Origin of the sequence: Chryseobacterium sp. OSA05B (genome assembly GCF_019970065.1) — a bacterium.
Taxonomy (GTDB): domain Bacteria; phylum Bacteroidota; class Bacteroidia; order Flavobacteriales; family Weeksellaceae; genus Chryseobacterium.
Genome location: NZ_JAHXYH010000002.1, coordinates 594,753 through 611,366, shown reverse-complemented (window position 1 = coordinate 611,366; position 16,614 = coordinate 594,753). Strand labels below are relative to the sequence as shown.

General features: G+C 37.5%; 15 protein-coding genes and 2 pseudogenes. 13 read left to right on the top strand and 4 right to left on the bottom strand.

Annotated elements, in window-relative coordinates; translation table 11 throughout:
• Positions 1-223 precede the first annotated feature (223 nt).
• Positions 224-361 (top strand): hypothetical protein, encoded by a 138-nt coding sequence (locus LC419_RS10270; protein ID WP_223607246.1) that lies wholly within the window; start codon positions 224-226, stop codon positions 359-361.
• Between the two features lie 248 nt (positions 362-609).
• Here the strand turns inward: LC419_RS10270 and cobC are convergent, their stop codons facing one another.
• From cobC to cobT, 3 genes are read right to left on the bottom strand one after another with little or no spacing between them, the layout of a single operon-like run.
• The gene (gene cobC, locus LC419_RS10265; RefSeq protein WP_223607245.1) at positions 610-1,164 is read right to left on the bottom strand and encodes an alpha-ribazole phosphatase family protein; all 555 of its coding nucleotides are present in this window, start codon (positions 1,162-1,164) and stop codon (positions 610-612) included.
• Positions 1,149-1,931 (bottom strand): adenosylcobinamide-GDP ribazoletransferase, encoded by a 783-nt coding sequence (locus tag LC419_RS10260; RefSeq protein WP_223607244.1) that lies wholly within the window; start codon positions 1,929-1,931, stop codon positions 1,149-1,151. Before LC419_RS10260 ends, cobC begins: the two co-directional genes overlap by 16 nt.
• Positions 1,932-2,936 (bottom strand): nicotinate-nucleotide--dimethylbenzimidazole phosphoribosyltransferase, encoded by a 1,005-nt coding sequence (gene cobT, locus LC419_RS10255; protein WP_223607243.1) that lies wholly within the window; start codon positions 2,934-2,936, stop codon positions 1,932-1,934. It lies immediately after the preceding gene.
• A 431-nt stretch (positions 2,937-3,367) separates the two neighbouring features.
• Here cobT and LC419_RS10250 point away from each other — a divergent pair.
• From LC419_RS10250 to LC419_RS10225, 6 genes and pseudogenes are all read left to right on the top strand, one after another.
• Positions 3,368-4,116, top strand: a pseudogene (locus LC419_RS10250) (nucleotidyltransferase domain-containing protein).
• Between the two features lie 76 nt (positions 4,117-4,192).
• Positions 4,193-4,798, top strand: a complete 606-nt coding sequence (locus tag LC419_RS10245) for a hypothetical protein (RefSeq protein WP_223607242.1) — start codon at positions 4,193-4,195, stop codon at positions 4,796-4,798.
• Between the two features lie 232 nt (positions 4,799-5,030).
• Positions 5,031-5,564: pseudogene (locus LC419_RS24235) on the top strand (ATP-grasp domain-containing protein).
• Between the two features lie 100 nt (positions 5,565-5,664).
• Positions 5,665-6,024 (top strand): hypothetical protein, encoded by a 360-nt coding sequence (locus tag LC419_RS10235; RefSeq protein WP_223607241.1) that lies wholly within the window; start codon positions 5,665-5,667, stop codon positions 6,022-6,024.
• A gap of 57 nt (positions 6,025-6,081) precedes the next feature.
• Entirely contained in the window at positions 6,082-6,705 is a 624-nt protein-coding gene (locus LC419_RS10230; RefSeq protein WP_223607240.1) for a hypothetical protein, read from the top strand.
• Positions 6,702-7,763 (top strand): nucleotidyltransferase domain-containing protein, encoded by a 1,062-nt coding sequence (locus tag LC419_RS10225; protein ID WP_223607239.1) that lies wholly within the window; start codon positions 6,702-6,704, stop codon positions 7,761-7,763. Before LC419_RS10230 ends, LC419_RS10225 begins: the two co-directional genes overlap by 4 nt.
• Before the next feature lie 66 nt (positions 7,764-7,829).
• On the opposite strand, the gene LC419_RS10220 is transcribed toward LC419_RS10225, so the two are convergent.
• Positions 7,830-8,174, bottom strand: a complete 345-nt coding sequence (locus LC419_RS10220) for a TfoX/Sxy family protein (protein ID WP_223607238.1) — start codon at positions 8,172-8,174, stop codon at positions 7,830-7,832.
• Between the two features lie 165 nt (positions 8,175-8,339).
• Here LC419_RS10220 and LC419_RS10215 point away from each other — a divergent pair, with 165 nt between their 5' ends.
• From LC419_RS10215 to LC419_RS10190, 6 genes are all read left to right on the top strand, one after another.
• Complete coding sequence (locus LC419_RS10215) at positions 8,340-8,855, top strand: DUF2975 domain-containing protein (RefSeq protein ID WP_223607237.1); 516 nt, start codon at positions 8,340-8,342, stop codon at positions 8,853-8,855.
• Positions 8,855-9,058, top strand: coding sequence for a helix-turn-helix transcriptional regulator (locus tag LC419_RS10210; protein WP_034726695.1), 204 nt, complete (start codon positions 8,855-8,857; stop codon positions 9,056-9,058). Before LC419_RS10215 ends, LC419_RS10210 begins: the two co-directional genes overlap by 1 nt.
• Positions 9,059-9,299: 241 nt before the next feature.
• Positions 9,300-10,172, top strand: coding sequence for an ABC transporter ATP-binding protein (locus LC419_RS10205; RefSeq protein WP_223607236.1), 873 nt, complete (start codon positions 9,300-9,302; stop codon positions 10,170-10,172).
• Between the two features lie 2 nt (positions 10,173-10,174).
• Complete coding sequence (locus LC419_RS10200) at positions 10,175-13,342, top strand: M1 family aminopeptidase (RefSeq protein ID WP_223607235.1); 3,168 nt, start codon at positions 10,175-10,177, stop codon at positions 13,340-13,342.
• A gap of 255 nt (positions 13,343-13,597) precedes the next feature.
• A complete protein-coding gene (locus LC419_RS10195; RefSeq protein ID WP_223607234.1) occupies positions 13,598-14,071 on the top strand; it encodes a MarR family winged helix-turn-helix transcriptional regulator in 474 nt (157 codons plus the stop codon).
• A complete protein-coding gene (locus LC419_RS10190) occupies positions 14,044-16,458 on the top strand; it encodes a TonB-dependent receptor (RefSeq protein ID WP_223607233.1) in 2,415 nt (804 codons plus the stop codon). Before LC419_RS10195 ends, LC419_RS10190 begins: the two co-directional genes overlap by 28 nt.
• Positions 16,459-16,614 lie beyond the last annotated feature (156 nt).

Here is a 16,614-nt window from a genome sequence, read left to right as displayed (position 1 = left end):
ACATAAAGCACAAAAGTTTTTAACACTTAAGTTATTGTTAAGTTAAAGACTTTGCGAATAGAAAGCGCACTTAAGTTTTTTGAAAATCAAAGATTTTCGTGCTGACTCAATAAACAGGAAGTTGTCATTGTCAAATAATCACATGCGTTAAAACACTGACCAGCACTCATAATTTTAAAATGGCTTAGAAATTGTATTAATCAGGACATTAAAAAATCGTACTATGAAATCAAGAATATTTAAAGCATTGATTGCAATTATAGCACCTATTGCGATAGAATATATCGTAAAAAAGATATCTGAGAGATTGGATAAAAAAGAACAAGATAAAGGAAAAGGACCTAAGCAGATTACTGCTTAAATGGAGAAGTAGTTAGAATTTAATTTTATTGAAAAGAGACTGTCATTTTATGTACAGTCTCTTTTTTATGTATTTTTTTGGAATATCGAACACACGCTATTTTTTAAAAGATTTTTTTGGGGATGCGCAAGGGCGAAAGGTTTTTCCTGCATTGAAAATATGTAAGGCGCAAGAAAATCGAAGATTTTCGGGAAAGCTTAGCGTGTAAAATTTGATCGGCATTTCATTTTATCGGAGATCATCACCTATCATACATTCAGCTTTCTTACAGAAAAGTGTCCTTCATTGAACTCAATAATCATTTTCTTTCCGTAATCAATCTGGATCTTAAATATATTCTCCAGAGGAAACTTTAAAATGGATTGCAGAATAAGGCGTATGACTCCTCCATGAGTGATGATCAACACTTTATCAACGCGAGTTTCAGAAGTGAGCTCATTCCAGAAGCTCAAAACACGGCTCTGCATTTCCAATAGGTTTTCTCCTCCAGTTGCTTTTATATGAACAAAATCATCATACCACGGATCGATCTCTTCTTTAGGAATATCCGTCCATTTTTTCATTTCCCAGTCACCGAAATTCATTTCCCGGAGTCTTTCATCCGTCTTGTAGTTGAATTTAAAATGATCCCCAAAAAGAGTACATCTTCTGGAGGGACTGGAAAAAACCTTATCAAATTTCTCATCAAAATTCACATCATTGAAATCTTCACAGAAATTATTCCGCAAAGAAATATCTGAAAAACCATAGCACAGATTCTCGGGATTTTCTACAGCTGTATGCCGGATTACATGAATTTCCATATGATCATTGCTCCTAAATAAAACAAAACTTCAGTCACCTGCTGTACAGAACCCAGACAGTCTCCGGTATATCCACCGATATGCTTTTTAAAATACCAGCCCATGCAGATTTTTCCAAAATAAGCCAATGCAAAAGCCAGAATCAGCCGCCAGTCCGGAATCAGAAGAAAGGAAACCAGAACACTCATAAAACTAACCACCAATGCTGATCCATCAAGAGGTTTATTGGCTAAAGGTTTTGATTTGCTGACATCAATATCTGTCACATAATGGTGCGTATAGATCATAGTTCCGGCAATAAATCTGCTTGCCGTATGAGCAAGGACAATCAGACCAAGGGTTTTAAATAAATCTATAGTCCCCAAAGCCTGAATACTGAAAAATTTCAAAGCAAACAGCAATACAATGCCTACCGCGCCATAAGCTCCTACCCGGCTGTCTTTCATAATGGTCAGGATCTTTTCTTTCCCATATCCGCCGCCGAAACTGTCGCAGACATCTGTAAAACCGTCCTCATGAAACGCTCCGGTCAGAAGGACACTGCTAATCATCATCAGAACAATGGCAATATCCAGATTAAAAAGCTGATACGAAAGATAGAGTACCACTGCATTCACAAGACCTACCAACAGCCCGACCCAAGCAAAATATTTCTGCGATTTATTCATGATCTCACCGGAATACGGAATTGTAAACGGAACCGGAATTCTCGTGAAAAACATCAGCGCTGTGGCGAAATAGATCAGTTCTTTTTTTATACCTTTCATTTATTCTTTATTTGAAACATGGGCATCTTCAAAACTTGACATTTCGTTCAGGAAATTCACCGCACTTTGAATCAATGGATAAGCCAATGCGCAACCGGTTCCTTCTCCCAGACGCAGGTTAAGATTCAGCAAAGCTTTCTGCCCCAGTAATTCTAAAAGTTTCTGATGGGCGTTTTCATCACTGACGTGGCAAAAAATAAAGTTATCCATGATTTGAGGGTTGCTCTTCCAAACTGTTGCAGCGGCTACACTGGCAATAAATCCATCTACCATAATCAGCATATTCTGCTGATAGGCTTCTTCCATTGCTCCCATCATCTGCACAATTTCCAGTCCGCCAAAAGTCTGTGCCATTTCATCTGCCGTTTTTACATCGGGATATTTTTCAATCGCTTCTGACAAAATCTGAATTTTATGCAACAGCTGGGTATCATCCAGACCCGTTCCACGACCTATACAGTTTACAACCGGCAGATCAAATAATCGGCTCATCATCAGTGAAGATGCAGACGTATTCCCGATTCCCATTTCCCCAAAACCGATAATATTGCAGCCTGTTTTGATAATTTCAGACACTACAGATCTTCCGTTTTCTAAAGCTTTTTGGTATTCCACTGAGGTCATAGCCGGTTCTTCCAGCATATTCCTGCTGGATTTTCTCACTTTTTTATCGATCAGTTCCAAGCCTTCAGGAAAATCGAAATTCACTCCGGCATCCACGATCTTAATGGCTATATCATGCTGTCTGCAGAAAACATTGATTGCAGCACCTCCACCCAGAAAATTCATGACCATCTGATAGGTAACTTCCTGTGGATAGGCACTCACTCCCGAAGCAGCAATCCCATGATCAGCCGCAAAAACTATCATATGCGGATTAGAAAGTTTTGGCGAAACGGTTTTCTGAACCATTCCAATTTTGTGAGCCAGATGCTCCAAATGTCCTAATGCGCCCAAGGGCTTTGTTTTAAAATCTATTGTATGCTGTAGTTGTTCTGCTAACATGGATGTGTACGTAGTTTTAATCGAATTTTGAAGTTGCAATATTAGTGAAATTAGGGATAGAGGCAAAAATCAAGATTTTGGACAGCAGATTTCAGACATGAGACTTTGGATTAAGATTGAAGATGAGAGAATGTCAATGGAGAATTTTGTTTCGCAAGTGAATGGTGAGTTTTAGGTGGCAGATATTAGGTAGCAGGTTGTAGGGATTGTGCTGAAGGTTGAAATTATGGTCTTTTGATTTTAGTCAAGCGTTAGGAACAAAACCCCAGATGCAAAACATGATATATCTATAAACCAGTAACTAAAAAACCAGCAACTGACAACCCTCTTTCAAACTCATTTACTCTAAAATCCTCCGACTATCAAACTTAATAGCTCAACGCAAAAACATTGCGTACTTTCTTTTTTACTTTGCCTTAAAATTAAACAAAATGACACCAAAAATACTTGAAAAAATAAAGGAAATAGAGGCTGAACGCGGGATAGAAGTCCTTCTGGCTGTAGAATCCGGAAGCAGAGCCTGGGGTTTTGCTTCTCCGGACAGCGATTATGATATACGCTTTATCTACCGTCATGAAAAAGATTGGTATCTTTCTCCGTGGGATAAGGACGAGACGATAGAATTTATGACAGAGGACGATCTTGACGGTTCCGGATGGGATCTCCGAAAGACTTTCCATTTGTTGCTGAAGTCGAATGCGGCTTTATTGAGCTGGTTTATTCGCCTATCGTATACAAGAAGAATGACCAATTTTTGGAACTGTTCACGCCTTTAGCAGATGCCTGTTTTTCACCGGTAGCGGTTTCTTATCACTATCTGAGCATGAGTAAAAAGTATCTGGAAGCCTGCAGAACCGATGAAGTGAAACTGAAAAGCTATTTTTACTGTCTGAGAACAGCAATGACCGGAAAATGGATCATAGAAAAAGGAACGGTTCCACCGGTTTTATTCAGTGAACTATTGGTTTTAGTTGATCATTATACCCGAAAAAAGATAGAAGACCTTATCGCTTTAAAAGCGACCAAAGGAGAATCCTACTACCATCCGAATGACTGGGAGCTTTTCGGATTTTTGGAGAAAACTGTGTTGGAAAACGAAGAGAAATCTAAAAGTCTTAAAGGTGGGAAGCCGGATAAAAGGGAGATGGAGAGGGTTTTTAGGGAGATATTGAAACTGTAGATGAATTATAAGTGATGAGTAATAAGTGATGAGAATAGGAATATTTGATTTTTTTAAAAAGAAAAATAAACCCTTGATGGCTAAAAATGAGGTAAAAAATGCTACAACGGTAATTCATCCTTTCATAAAACAATGTGAGTTTTTAAAGGAGGAATTTGGGTTGGTTATTCCACAGTCTTCCATTGATTGCCTGATTCGTTTCAATCTTCCGGTAGATCATTATTACTACAGCCTTTTTTGGCATTTTGATAGTGATTTTCTTGTAATATTTTATAATGAAAAATTTATTCAAGGGGTTGTAGACCGCTATCAGAAAGTATATGGTGCAGATGCGGATTTAAAAAACTTACAGGATCAATTAGACGAGGCAAAATTTGAATACGATATCAAAAATGACTTCTTTCACAGCAATACTATGGACTTTGATTTCATCAATCAATGCTATGCTGAATTTAAAGCTTCCGGTGAAGAACTCATGGTTACGCTTAATTTCGATTATGAGAATCTACTCCTTAACACAGAACTGAAAGGATATGTAGGACAGAATTACTTCAGTTTTAATGGGCTTTATAAAACAACGGCAGGCATACAATATAAACAGCTGGAAGATTTTAAATTACTGGAAGATATTATCCAAAATTTACTGGATAATAAAGATAAAAATAAGAACTTTCTTTTTTAACAGAATCTGATAGTAGAAATAAAAAACAGGACACATGAAAAATATAATAGCGCTTTCTCCCATGTATACGGAAGACAGCAACAATCTGAAAAAGGCGTCCATCAATTCGCCTTAAGAACTGAACCGTTTTAATGCTAAATGGAATGTTCCCGAAGAGTTCCGGGCAGATGTTATTGCGGTATATGGTGAAGATATCTATGCAGAGATTGTTTCAGATCAGTGTGGACTGACGTTGATAAAACCTGATGACAACTGGCTTTCCCTTATCTCTGAGGAGTTTACGAAACGTAGAATCTCATATGGACAGCTAAAGGACTATACAAATCAGGAAAATATTTTCGTTAAATGTTCTGATTTTAAAAGTTTCAAGGCTGGAGTTTACCAAAAAGTTACGGATATCAAAGGTTTTGATACGGTAGATCTCAATTCTACGGTTTTCACATCAGAAGTTGTGGAGTGGTAGCTGGAAGTAAGATGTTTTGTTTTACATGGTGAAATAAAAACCTATTCTTCTTATTGGCGGAACGATGCATTTGATATGAACCCGCTTTCGGAACAAGAGGAAATTGATATGTTTTCATTTTTTGATTCGTTCATCAGAAAATATGCTTCTACCCTTCCTCCCGCCATTGTTTTGGATTTTGGGATTATCAAAGAAAAAGGCTGGGCATTGATTGAAGCGAATCCGGCCTGGTGTTCCGGTTTGTATGCCTGTGATGCGGAGAAGGCGCTGGAGGTGATTGTGGAGAGTTGTGTGAAGAATTAAATACCTTTCCGGATTAGAGCGATAAAGTATTTTATTATATTAAAGCTCTGAAAACTATTGTTTTTTGGAGCTTTTTTCTATACATACCTATTTTTTATAAATGAAAAAGAAATTACGTCATATAACTATCGATGGAACTATATACAGATATGTAGTAAAAGGCTGGTGTATAAAAGTTTTCGGAAAGGATAGTTCTCAGTTTATAAAGGTAGATTTCTTCACCAAAGATGAAGAATATACTAATGTTTTAATGTTTACAGGTTCTTTTAAGACATATGAAAATGAGCAATTGGTATATCTCAATATTAATCAACCTGGTTTTGTACGGAAAGTGATCAGTTTATTTAAAATTCCTGAATTTGATTTCAATATTCAAAGACAACACACAATCACTGAAGCCTGTAAATTGTTAGAAATGATGGGCTATACAATAAAAAAAGAAAACATCGAACCTATATAATCTTCTTGAACATCGGATTTTCCGGTTCTAAAAATTTAGTAACTTTGTATAAACTACATGAAAGATGAATTACAAAATATCATTTCAGGAAAGAGCCAGGTTAGGCATGGAGATGCTATCCAAGAAGTCTCCCGTTACCTTAGAGAAAGCAAAGGCTCAGGCCAGACGTCTGGAACAGGAAAGCAGATCAAAAGTGAAGAAACAGCGCTTATAAGGCAATACTGTGACCACAATAAATTTTGGATTGATACTATTGATATCACAAGTTTTGTATCTGCCGGAGCAGAACAAAAGGTTTATCTTCGGAATAAATATAAGGTCATCAAACTCAATGATGCAATTTACTATGAGAAATGGCTGGACTATCTCAACAATCTTTTATTAAATAACTATTTTTTTCCCGACACAGCTTACAAACTTACTGGTTTCTATGAATCTGAAGAAGGATTATATGCTGTTGTTGAACAGGATTTTATAGAGTCAGACAAACTTACAGATTTAGAGCATGTCAAGCTTTTTTTAAATACAAACGGCTTTATCAATCATAGAAATAATGATTACAATCATCCTGAATTAGGTATTATTTTAGAAGATCTGCATGATGAAAATGTGCTGACTTTTCAGGGAAATCTATTCTTCATTGATACAGTATTTTATCTCACCGAACAATTCAACCAATGACCATCCAAACCCTAAAAACCAACCACCTCATCCTCTTCGAAGCCATCTCCGGCAGCCGCGCTTTTGGGCTGGCCACAGAAAATTCGGATACGGATATCCGTGGGGTTTATTATCTGCCGAAAGAAGATTTTTTCGGACTGAATTATATTCCGCAGATCTCTAATGAAACCAATGACATCACCTATTATGAAATTGGAAGATTTGTAGAACTTCTGCAGAAAAACAACCCCAATATTCTGGAAATGCTGGCAAGTCCGGAAGACTGTATCCTACACAAAGACCCTCTGATGGATTTGCTCCGCCAGGAAGATTTTTTATCTAAATTATGTAAAGACACTTTTGCAGGATACGCGGTATCACAGATTAAAAAAGCAAAAGGACTCAATAAAAAGATTCTTAATCCCATAGAAAAAGAAAGAAAATCTGTTCTTGATTTCTGCTATATTCTGGAAGATCAGGGATCCGTTCCTTTGAAAAAATGGTTCTCCGGCAACGGAAAAGTTCAGGAAAAATGCGGGCTGGTTAATATTGGGAATACCAAAGGCATGCATGCTCTTTTTTATGATGAATCAGGAGTTTTGGGCTATAAGGGAATTATTCAGCATGAAGAAGCCAATCAGGTTTCAGTATCATCTGTTCCTAAAGATGAAAAACCAACAGCTTATCTTTCCTGCAACCTGGATGCCTACTCCACCTATTGCAAAGACTATAAGGAATACTGGAAATGGGTTTCCGAGCGCAATGAAGACCGCTACAATGTCAATAAGGAACACGGCCAAAACTACGACAGCAAAAATATGATGCACACCATTCGTCTTTTACAGTCGTGTGAGCATATTTTTAAAACAAACTCTTTACAGATCCGCGTAGACAACAGAGAGGAATTACTCGATATCAAAGCCGGAAACTGGTCTTATGAAAAAGTAATGCAAAAAGCTGAAGATCTGATAGAGTCGATAGAACATGAGCATTCAGTTTCTACCCTTCCCGCGAGTCCGGATATAAAAAAAACAGAAAAAATCTTAATAGAGATACGCGAAAAACTGTACTGCCGGTGATCAATCTTAATATTCTTAATAACTCAATTTCACCTAAATGGTAAAAAAATATTAGGAATATTAAGATTATTTTTTCTTTGAAGATTTGGCTATGGCATTGTAATCCAGGCATATTTTTATCCAGTACTCAAAATCATCATGCTTTTGAAAACCTACAGGTTCTACATAGCAATATCCTTTGAGCTGTTTTCCTTTCATGATCATGGAAAGAAATCCCATTCTTTCGGAAACTTCCTCTTCCAGATCGGGATGATAACGGCACATGAGTTGATCATGGCTTATATTAATGCACATTTTATCATTGACCAAAAATGATAATCCGCTGAACATTTTCTTTTCCTTAATCTCAAGATCAGGAACTACCGAAAGCCGTTCACGAACTCTGTCCGCCAGTTCAATATTGTATGCCATCAGAAATAATTTTATCATTTAAATTTAGGCAAAAAACACAGTAAACAACACATATTCTTTCATTTTCAATCCTCAGATCAAACTCACTAAATATTTTTTTATTTAAAATAATTATTGTTTTACGATAATTAATTATACATTTGCAATAGTTAAATGATTATTGCCATGAACCAGACCAAAATTATTGCGAAGATTCTGTACTACATTTGTATTGTACTGTCGGCGGGTTATCTGATCACTTTTGTTTATTCAATTATATGCCTGCTCACAGGTTATGCGATCACTCCATATAAGGATAATATGTTTCTGCATATCAATTATCCTTTTACAGACCAGCCGTTTCTGAATATTGAACATAATTATCCGTATATCATCTTTTCATTTTCACTGGTCTTAATTTCCTACGGAATTTTTTTCTGGCTTTCGGCGAAGGTTTTCAAAGTATTTTTTCAGTCAAAACTATTTATAAAAGAAAATATACTTCAGCTTAAGAGATTTTACCTGTATAATATTTTCATTCCACTTCCCATAGTGATCATAGCAAGTTTCTTTGTGGAAGTAGAAAGTATGATCTGGGGATTGGTGTTTATCCACTTCATGCTTGGAATTTTCTGTCTGTTTCTTGCGAATATCTTTAAGCAAGGACTACATTTGCAAAACGAACAAGACCTATTTATATAATGCCAATCATAGTCAACTTAGATGTCATGCTAGCCAAGCGAAAAATGCAGAGTAAAGAACTGGCAGAAAAATTAGGAATTACCCCTGTTAATCTATCCATTCTTAAAACCGGCAAAGCAAAGGGGGTTCGTTTCGATACCCTGGAAGCCATCTGCAAAATCCTGGAATGTCAGCCAGGGGATATTTTGGAGTTTCGGGAATAGAATACGAGTTGGAGAGTCAGAGTGTTTTAGGGTTTCGAGTGTAAAAGATAGTTGCTGGTGGGTCTGAAATCTGATGTCTGACATCCAGTATCTAAAACCTTGACTCCATTCACCATTCACTTGTAAAGCAAAATTCACCATTCACCTTCTATCAGCCTACAGTCTGACGTCTGAAATCTGATGTCTACACTAAGCAACCCTGTCGGTCTGCCTTACCCTTCTATTATCCAAACCTTATCATATGAATACCTTATCTATCAACAATCTCAGTCTCATTTACAAAAATGGTTATCAAGCAGTTAAAGATATATCGCTCGATATAGGGAACGGTATGTTCGGATTACTGGGTCCGAATGGTGCCGGAAAATCTTCTTTAATGAAAACCATTGTGGGGCTGCAAAAACCAACTTCCGGAAATATTGTTTTTAACGGAAAAGAGGTTTCAAAAAACCCAGATTATATCAAACAGAACCTCGGATTTCTTCCGCAGGATTTTGGGGTTTATCCGAAAGTTTCCGCGTATGACCTTCTGGAACATATTGCTGTTTTAAAAGGGATCACAGACCGTACAGAGCGCAAAGAACAAATTCTCAACCTGCTGGAAAAAGTCAATCTTTCCGATTTCAGAAAAAAAGAAGTTCATACTTTTTCGGGTGGGATGAAACAGCGTTTTGGAGTAGCTCAGGCACTCCTCGGAAATCCTAAAATCATTATTGTGGATGAACCCACTGCCGGCCTCGATCCTGAAGAACGTAACCGTTTCAACTCGCTTTTGAATGACATCAGCAAAGATGTTATCGTCATCCTTTCCACCCATCTGGTGGAAGATGTAAGGAATCTGTGCTCGGAAATGGCAGTGATGAACAACGGACAGATTTTAAGACAAGGAAAACCTGCAGAATTAATTTCCGAACTGGAAGACAGGATCTGGTCCAAGCCCATCGACAAAAACGAACTGGACCATTACCTTTCCAGCCACGAGATCATAAGCCGCCAGCTTATTGAAAGAGAACTTCATATTACCGTATTTTCAGAAGACCAGCCGAAAGACTTCCATACGGTAAGCCCCCTTCTGGAACACGTTTACTTCCGTACACTCAATCAAAAACCTTAGTCATGAACGCCATATTTTTATTTGAAGCCAGACGCATCACCAAGCACTGGCCAGCCTATCTTATAGCCTTAGTCTTAGTAGGAATTGGTATTTTCTGCGGCAGTCAGTTCAATCTTACGGCTGGAGACGGGATTTATCTCAATTCACCGTACACCATCGGATTTATGACCGGAATGCTCAGTCTTTCCATCATATTTATGGCTGTTATTTTTGCTGTACAGCTGCTTTTTAAAGACACGGATTCCAAATTTGATTTTGTGCTCTTTTCGTTTCCTTTTTCTAAATGGACGTATCTCAGCGGAAAATTCAGCACTTATTTTTTGCAGACTTTCTTCAGCTTTTTCTTTTTAATGACTGGTTTCCTTATTGGGCAGGTCACACGGACCGGAAGTGAAATGCAGAATGTATTCAATTTGGGCTATTATCTGTATCCCATGGTGATTTTTGGACTCATCAATTCTTTATTGGTCTGCAGTTTTATCTTCCTGATTTCAATAGTATCGAAGAAGAAACTCCTCGCTGTCGTTGGCGGACTTCTACTCTACGTCCTGTACATGGTGGTTCTGGTATTTTCTAATTCTCCGTTTATGGCGGGTGGCTTACCTCAATCCATAGAAACCCAGCAATTTTCCGCCCTCGTGGATCCTTTTGGATTATCATCCTATTTCTTTGAGGCCAGAGCTCTTTCTGTAGATCAGAAAAACGCTTCATTAGTATCATTTTCGGGATATTTAGTCATCAACAGGGTCATTTTTTCAGTGGTGTCTTTATTATTTATGTGGCTCACTTACCGACTATTTTCTTTTTCTTCTGTTTCAAAACAAAAAGTAAAAAAAGAGAATTCAGGTTCAGAAATTCAAAACAGCTCATCATTTACTTACAAGATATCCCGAGTGAATTTTGGTAACAAAAATGCATTCAGATCGATACTTTCTTATGCAAAAATTGATTTGCTCTACCTCTTCAAAAGCATCACCATTCCAGCTGTTTCTATCCTGCTGCTTTTCTTTGTAGGAATGGAAATGTACGCAGAGATTGAAAAAGGAATACGTCTTCCGCAGAAGTATGCAGGTTCAGGTCTCATGGCAACCACTATTTCGGAAAACTTTCCTTTATTCGGGCTTCTTCTCGTAGCTTATTTCATCAATGATCTGTATTGGAGAAGCCGTTCATCAGGATTTTCGCTGATTGAAGACAGTACTTTTTTCTCAAAAAGCAGACTCTCCGGGCATTTCATTTCTATTAGTGTTTTGCTTTTCTTTTTTACCGGAATTTTAATCGTTCAGGGGATGGTCTTTCAGGCCATGTACCAATATTTTTATATCGATTGGAATGCTTATCTGGGCGTATTTCTTTTCAATACATTTCCGTTGATTCTTTTCTCAGGACTGATTCTTCTGATTAATCATACGATCAGAAATAAATTTATTGCTTTGGGTATTTCCGTTCTTGCGGTGTTTCTGCTGGCTGGTCCTGCATCCGGCAAGATGATTCCTTATCCTTTATTGAGAATATTTTCAGATTTTAAAGGAAGTTACAGTGATTTTAACGGTTATGGAGTCTACACATATGCATTTGCGGAAAGGCTTTTATTCGGAATCGGAGTCATTTCATTTTTATGGATAACAGATCAGGTGATCAGATCGAAAAAATTTAATCTGATCAAGATTATTCCCAATCTGCTGCTGATTAGTTCAGGCATTTTTGCAGGAACACTTTTCATGAAAGGTTATATTCCTATGAATGAAGAAAAAGACTTAACAACAGCCGTTCAGTACGAAAAAGATTTTAAGAAGTATGAAAATCTGCCTCAGCCGGAAATCACAGATGTAACCACCGAGATTACATTAAACCCATCTGAAAATGCATACCGGATTACAGGAAAATATGTCCTGACCAATTTTACCGGCCAACCTATCGATAAGGTTCTCATTAATTTCAGTTCTGATCTTATCACAGAATCCGCCGTTTTTCAATCAGGCTCCGAAACCGTGAAAATTAATGAGAACATTTCTGAGGTTCATTTAAAACAAGCCATCAAGCCCGGTGAAACGGCTCATCTCAACTTCAAGCTTTCCTATAAATGGTATGCAGTTAACGGACATCAGTCTTTCAATGCAGTAATAGAAAACGGTTCTTTTATGCGGATCAGCAGATATTATCCGGTGATCGGGTATCAGAAGGGTGAAGAAGTTCAGGATGAAAAACAGCGACAGGAAAATCACCTTAGAAAACTCTCACCATTGAAAAAACCGGAAGCTCCGCAAGTTTTTAAAAAGGACTTTATCAATTTAGAAATGATAGTTTCCACTGAAGGCAATCAAACCGCCATTGGTACCGGAGATCTGATTAAAAAATGGACAAAGTCAGGACGGAACTATTTTCAGTACAAAGCAGAAAGTATTCCGTTCCGTTTTGCGGTCTCATCGGCGGATTATCAGATCAAAAGTGTGTTGTACAAAGGAATTACAATACATATCTTCTACGATAGAAAGCATTTTGAAAATGTAGATCATCTCCTTGAAAACGCAAAAATTACACTGGATTACTGCGAACAGAATTTTGGAAAGTACCCTTTTAAAACGATCAGTTTTGCTGAAATATCATCTTTCACCAGAGGATTTGCGGCAACCGCTTATCCATCTGCTATCTTTATGCCTGAGGATATGATTTTCCATGCCAATATCCATGCTGATAAGGAACAGGACGTCATCAATGAACTGGCTGGCCATGAACTCTCTCATCTTTGGTGGGGAAACAGCCAGATCAATCCGGATGACAGAGAAGGAGCGGTAATGCTCACCGAAACGCTTGCGATGTACACGGAAATGATGCTTTACCAAAAGATGCACAGCAAAGAAAAAATGAAGGAAAGAATCAAAATGCATCAGCAGATCTATGACAACGAAAAAGGCCTGTCCGAAAACCTTCCGATCTACAGAACGACAGGTGATTCACCTCATATCGCCTATTCCAAAGGTGCTGTAGCCATGGTGAAATTAAGTGAGTTGATCGGGGAAGAAAAAGTGAATGAAGCATTGAAAAATTTCCTTCAAAACAATAAATATCCTAAGAAACCTTCTTCTATGGATTTAATTAATGAATTTTATAAAGTCTCTCCGGATGCTACCACAAGAAATCAGATAGACAGGCTTTTCAAAACATTATAAAACAGTCAATCTTCATTAATTTCATCCACAAAGATCTGCTTTATCTGTGTGATTTGCGAGAAAATATTGAACTCACAAAGATTACACAGATAAAGCAGATTTCTTTTTATATGTTATTTGAACTGCAGCTCTTGCAGCTTTTTTGGATTTGTACAAAAAAAAAAATCATCGATCTGTAACAAAATAAAAACACTTACTACAAATTAATTGATATATCAATAATTGATTAGTCATTTTAAATTTAATACAGGAAACATGGAAAAGTTAAATTCAATCATATTCTACAATATCGATAAAGCGATCAGGTCTTACAGAAATTATGCACAGCGTCAGCTTAAAGCGAATGGATTTACAATCACAATCGATCAGTGGCTGATCATCAAAGCGGTTCTGGAAAATCCGGGAATTACCCAGAATGAAATCGGGGATCTGGTTTTTAAGGACAATGCATCGGTAACAAGGATTATTGATCTGATGGTGAAATCAGCATATGTGATCCGGACTACCCATGCGGAAGACCGCAGAAAAACCAATCTTGAAGTAACCGAATCGGGGATAAAGATCATCAAAGATGTTCAGAAGCTGGTAGAAGGCAACCGAAAAACCGCCCTGCAGAATGTCTCAAAAGAAGAGCTGGAAATCATGAATAATGCTCTCCTTAAAATATCGGAAAACTGTAAAAACATTAAAAAACAAACACAATGGCCAGATTATTTTCACTCCTATTAGCATGGACGCTGACTTTGTTGAGCAACCTGCTTTCAGCACAGAGCGTGCAAAATTTTTCACTTTCGGGAACTGTCAGCGGTGACAAAACCGAACAATTGGAAATCAATCTGTTTGACTCAGGAAATGCATTAGTCAAAACAGAAATTGCAGAACAGAACGGAAAATTCAGTTTCAGTGATCTTAAAACAGGAAACTACCGGTTAAAAATCAGCAGAAACGGTAATGAAATCTATCAATCGGACAATATTCAGATCGAAGAAAACAGGACCCTCCCTCCTATCGATCTCAATGTAAAATCTATTGAAGGAGTGACCATTACCAAGACGAAACCTTATATCGAAAGACAGGATGGAAAAATGATCCTCAACGTCGAAAACAGCATTGCAAGCACAGGAAATTCTGCTTTTGAAGTCCTGGAAAAAGCCCCGGGTGTGAATGTAGACAGCAATGACAACATCAGCCTGCGTGGAAAAGGAAATCTTCTGGTACAGATCGACGGAAAAAATACGCCGATGACTGGAGCAGATCTTGCGGCTTATCTTCGCGGCATTCCTTCTTCAACGGTTGAGAAAATAGAGTTTATCACCAATCCGTCTTCGAAATATGACGCCGCGGGAACTTCGATTATTAATATCAAACTGAAAAAAGACCAGCGAAAAGGAACAAATGGAAGTATTTCCACGGCATTAGGAACAGGAAAATTCATTAAAAACAACAACAGCTTCAGCATCAATCACCGGAATAAAAAGGTGAACGTTTTTGCGAATTACAGCTTTGCGTACAGAGAATTTTACAATCATCTGGTTTTAGACAGAAATTTCTACACCAACGGGACTTTTGATAAGGCTTATCTGCAGGATAATTTCCTGAAATTCAACTTCAGAAACCATATCGCAAAAGCCGGAATGGATTATTATATGAATGATAAAAATGTTTTGGGCTTTTCCGTAGGTTTTATAAGCAATCGATTTGACCCGAAAGGTGACAATTCAAGTCAGATTCTGGGAAGTGATCATCAACCCGACGGAAGTTTTACCACGCAGAACCGCTCTCATGACCACTGGAAAAACGTTTCTTTCAACCTGAATCATAAATACACAATAGATTCATTAGGTTCGGAAATCACTACAGATTTTGACTTTATCAATTATTCAAACACCTCACTTCAGAATTTTGAAACGAGAAATTACGAAGCATCCGGTCATCTTACGAACCTGGATATTCTGCAAGGTGATATTGGCGGAAACTTAAACATTTATTCTTTAAAATCTGATTTAACGAAAAACCTGAAAAACAAATGGAAACTGGAAGCAGGAATCAAGACCAGCTTCGTAAAAGCGGACAATGACCTGAAGTTCTTTAATGCAAGCTCAGGCGTTCCGGAACTGGATCTCAACAAAACGAACCACTTTATCTATAAGGAAAATATCAATGCCGTGTATGGAAATGTTTCTAAAAAGTGGGATAAATTCAGTGCTACATTCGGTTTGAGAGCTGAAAATACAAACGTAACAGGAACTCAGCTTACGACCAATCAGGTAAATAAAAAGAATTATACTCAACTTTTTCCAAGTGCGGTTTTCTCCTATGATTTAACGGATAAAAATAATCTGGAAATCAATTTCAGCAGAAGAATTACACGTCCGAGCTATAATCAATTAAATCCATTCAAGTTTTATCTGGATCCTACAACTTACAAAGCCGGAAATCCGGAGCTGAATCCTCAGACCACGATGAATTATGAGTTGACGTACAGCTTAAACAGTACATATTTTGCCACATTAAGCTATAGCAGAACGGATAACAATATTACGGACGTTATTAAGCCTGTGGTAGAAAATGGTGAAAATATTACCGTTCAAACCAATGAAAATTTAAGCTCAGCTTCTTATTTCGGGCTTTATCTGATTGCGCCGGTGAAAGTGACGAAATGGTGGGATATGAACAACAGCGCGAATTTCTACTACGGATCCTATACCGGCAATGTTTCAGGAACACAGATCAATAATAAAGGGAATTTTACCTTCAATCTCAACAGTATCAATTCATTTAAACTGGGGAATGGTTTCACCGCTGAACTGACCGGAAATTACAGAGGAAGAGAAGTGTATGCCTATATGGATGTACAGCCCAACTGGTATCTGAATATCGGAGCTCAGAAGAAATTTAAAAACAACAGTGTTCTGAAATTTTCGTTCAATGATATTTTCTTTACAAACAATCCGAAAGCACAGACGACTTTTAATAACTACATAGAAAACTTCGTCGTAAAAAGAGATTCCCGTGTAGCAACGATCTCTTATACATACAATTTCGGTTCATCTAAAAATGGCCAGCCAAGAAAAACAGGCGGTGCAGATGATCTGAAACAGAGAATCGGAGCGTAATGAAATGATAAAAAACAGAGCTATGAAAAACACATTTTTTAACATCCTAAATTGTTTGAAACGCAATGACGCAAAGACTAACTCACTAAAATGCTTTTTATAAGGCGCAAGGATTTTATCTCCGATAAAATTGTATACCGCACAAAATTTACACAC

Coding starts and splice junctions, on each gene's coding strand:
- LC419_RS10270 (WP_223607246.1), top strand. CDS start 224: ATGAAATCAAGAATATTTAAAGCATTGATTGCAATTATAGCACCTATT.
- cobC (WP_223607245.1), bottom strand. CDS start 1,164: ATGGAAATTCATGTAATCCGGCATACAGCTGTAGAAAATCCCGAGAAT.
- LC419_RS10260 (WP_223607244.1), bottom strand. CDS start 1,931: ATGAAAGGTATAAAAAAAGAACTGATCTATTTCGCCACAGCGCTGATG.
- cobT (WP_223607243.1), bottom strand. CDS start 2,936: ATGTTAGCAGAACAACTACAGCATACAATAGATTTTAAAACAAAGCCC.
- LC419_RS10245 (WP_223607242.1), top strand. CDS start 4,193: ATGGCTAAAAATGAGGTAAAAAATGCTACAACGGTAATTCATCCTTTC.
- LC419_RS10235 (WP_223607241.1), top strand. CDS start 5,665: ATGAAAAAGAAATTACGTCATATAACTATCGATGGAACTATATACAGA.
- LC419_RS10230 (WP_223607240.1), top strand. CDS start 6,082: ATGAAAGATGAATTACAAAATATCATTTCAGGAAAGAGCCAGGTTAGG.
- LC419_RS10225 (WP_223607239.1), top strand. CDS start 6,702: ATGACCATCCAAACCCTAAAAACCAACCACCTCATCCTCTTCGAAGCC.
- LC419_RS10220 (WP_223607238.1), bottom strand. CDS start 8,174: ATGGCATACAATATTGAACTGGCGGACAGAGTTCGTGAACGGCTTTCG.
- LC419_RS10215 (WP_223607237.1), top strand. CDS start 8,340: ATGAACCAGACCAAAATTATTGCGAAGATTCTGTACTACATTTGTATT.
- LC419_RS10210 (WP_034726695.1), top strand. CDS start 8,855: ATGCCAATCATAGTCAACTTAGATGTCATGCTAGCCAAGCGAAAAATG.
- LC419_RS10205 (WP_223607236.1), top strand. CDS start 9,300: ATGAATACCTTATCTATCAACAATCTCAGTCTCATTTACAAAAATGGT.
- LC419_RS10200 (WP_223607235.1), top strand. CDS start 10,175: ATGAACGCCATATTTTTATTTGAAGCCAGACGCATCACCAAGCACTGG.
- LC419_RS10195 (WP_223607234.1), top strand. CDS start 13,598: ATGGAAAAGTTAAATTCAATCATATTCTACAATATCGATAAAGCGATC.
- LC419_RS10190 (WP_223607233.1), top strand. CDS start 14,044: ATGGCCAGATTATTTTCACTCCTATTAGCATGGACGCTGACTTTGTTG.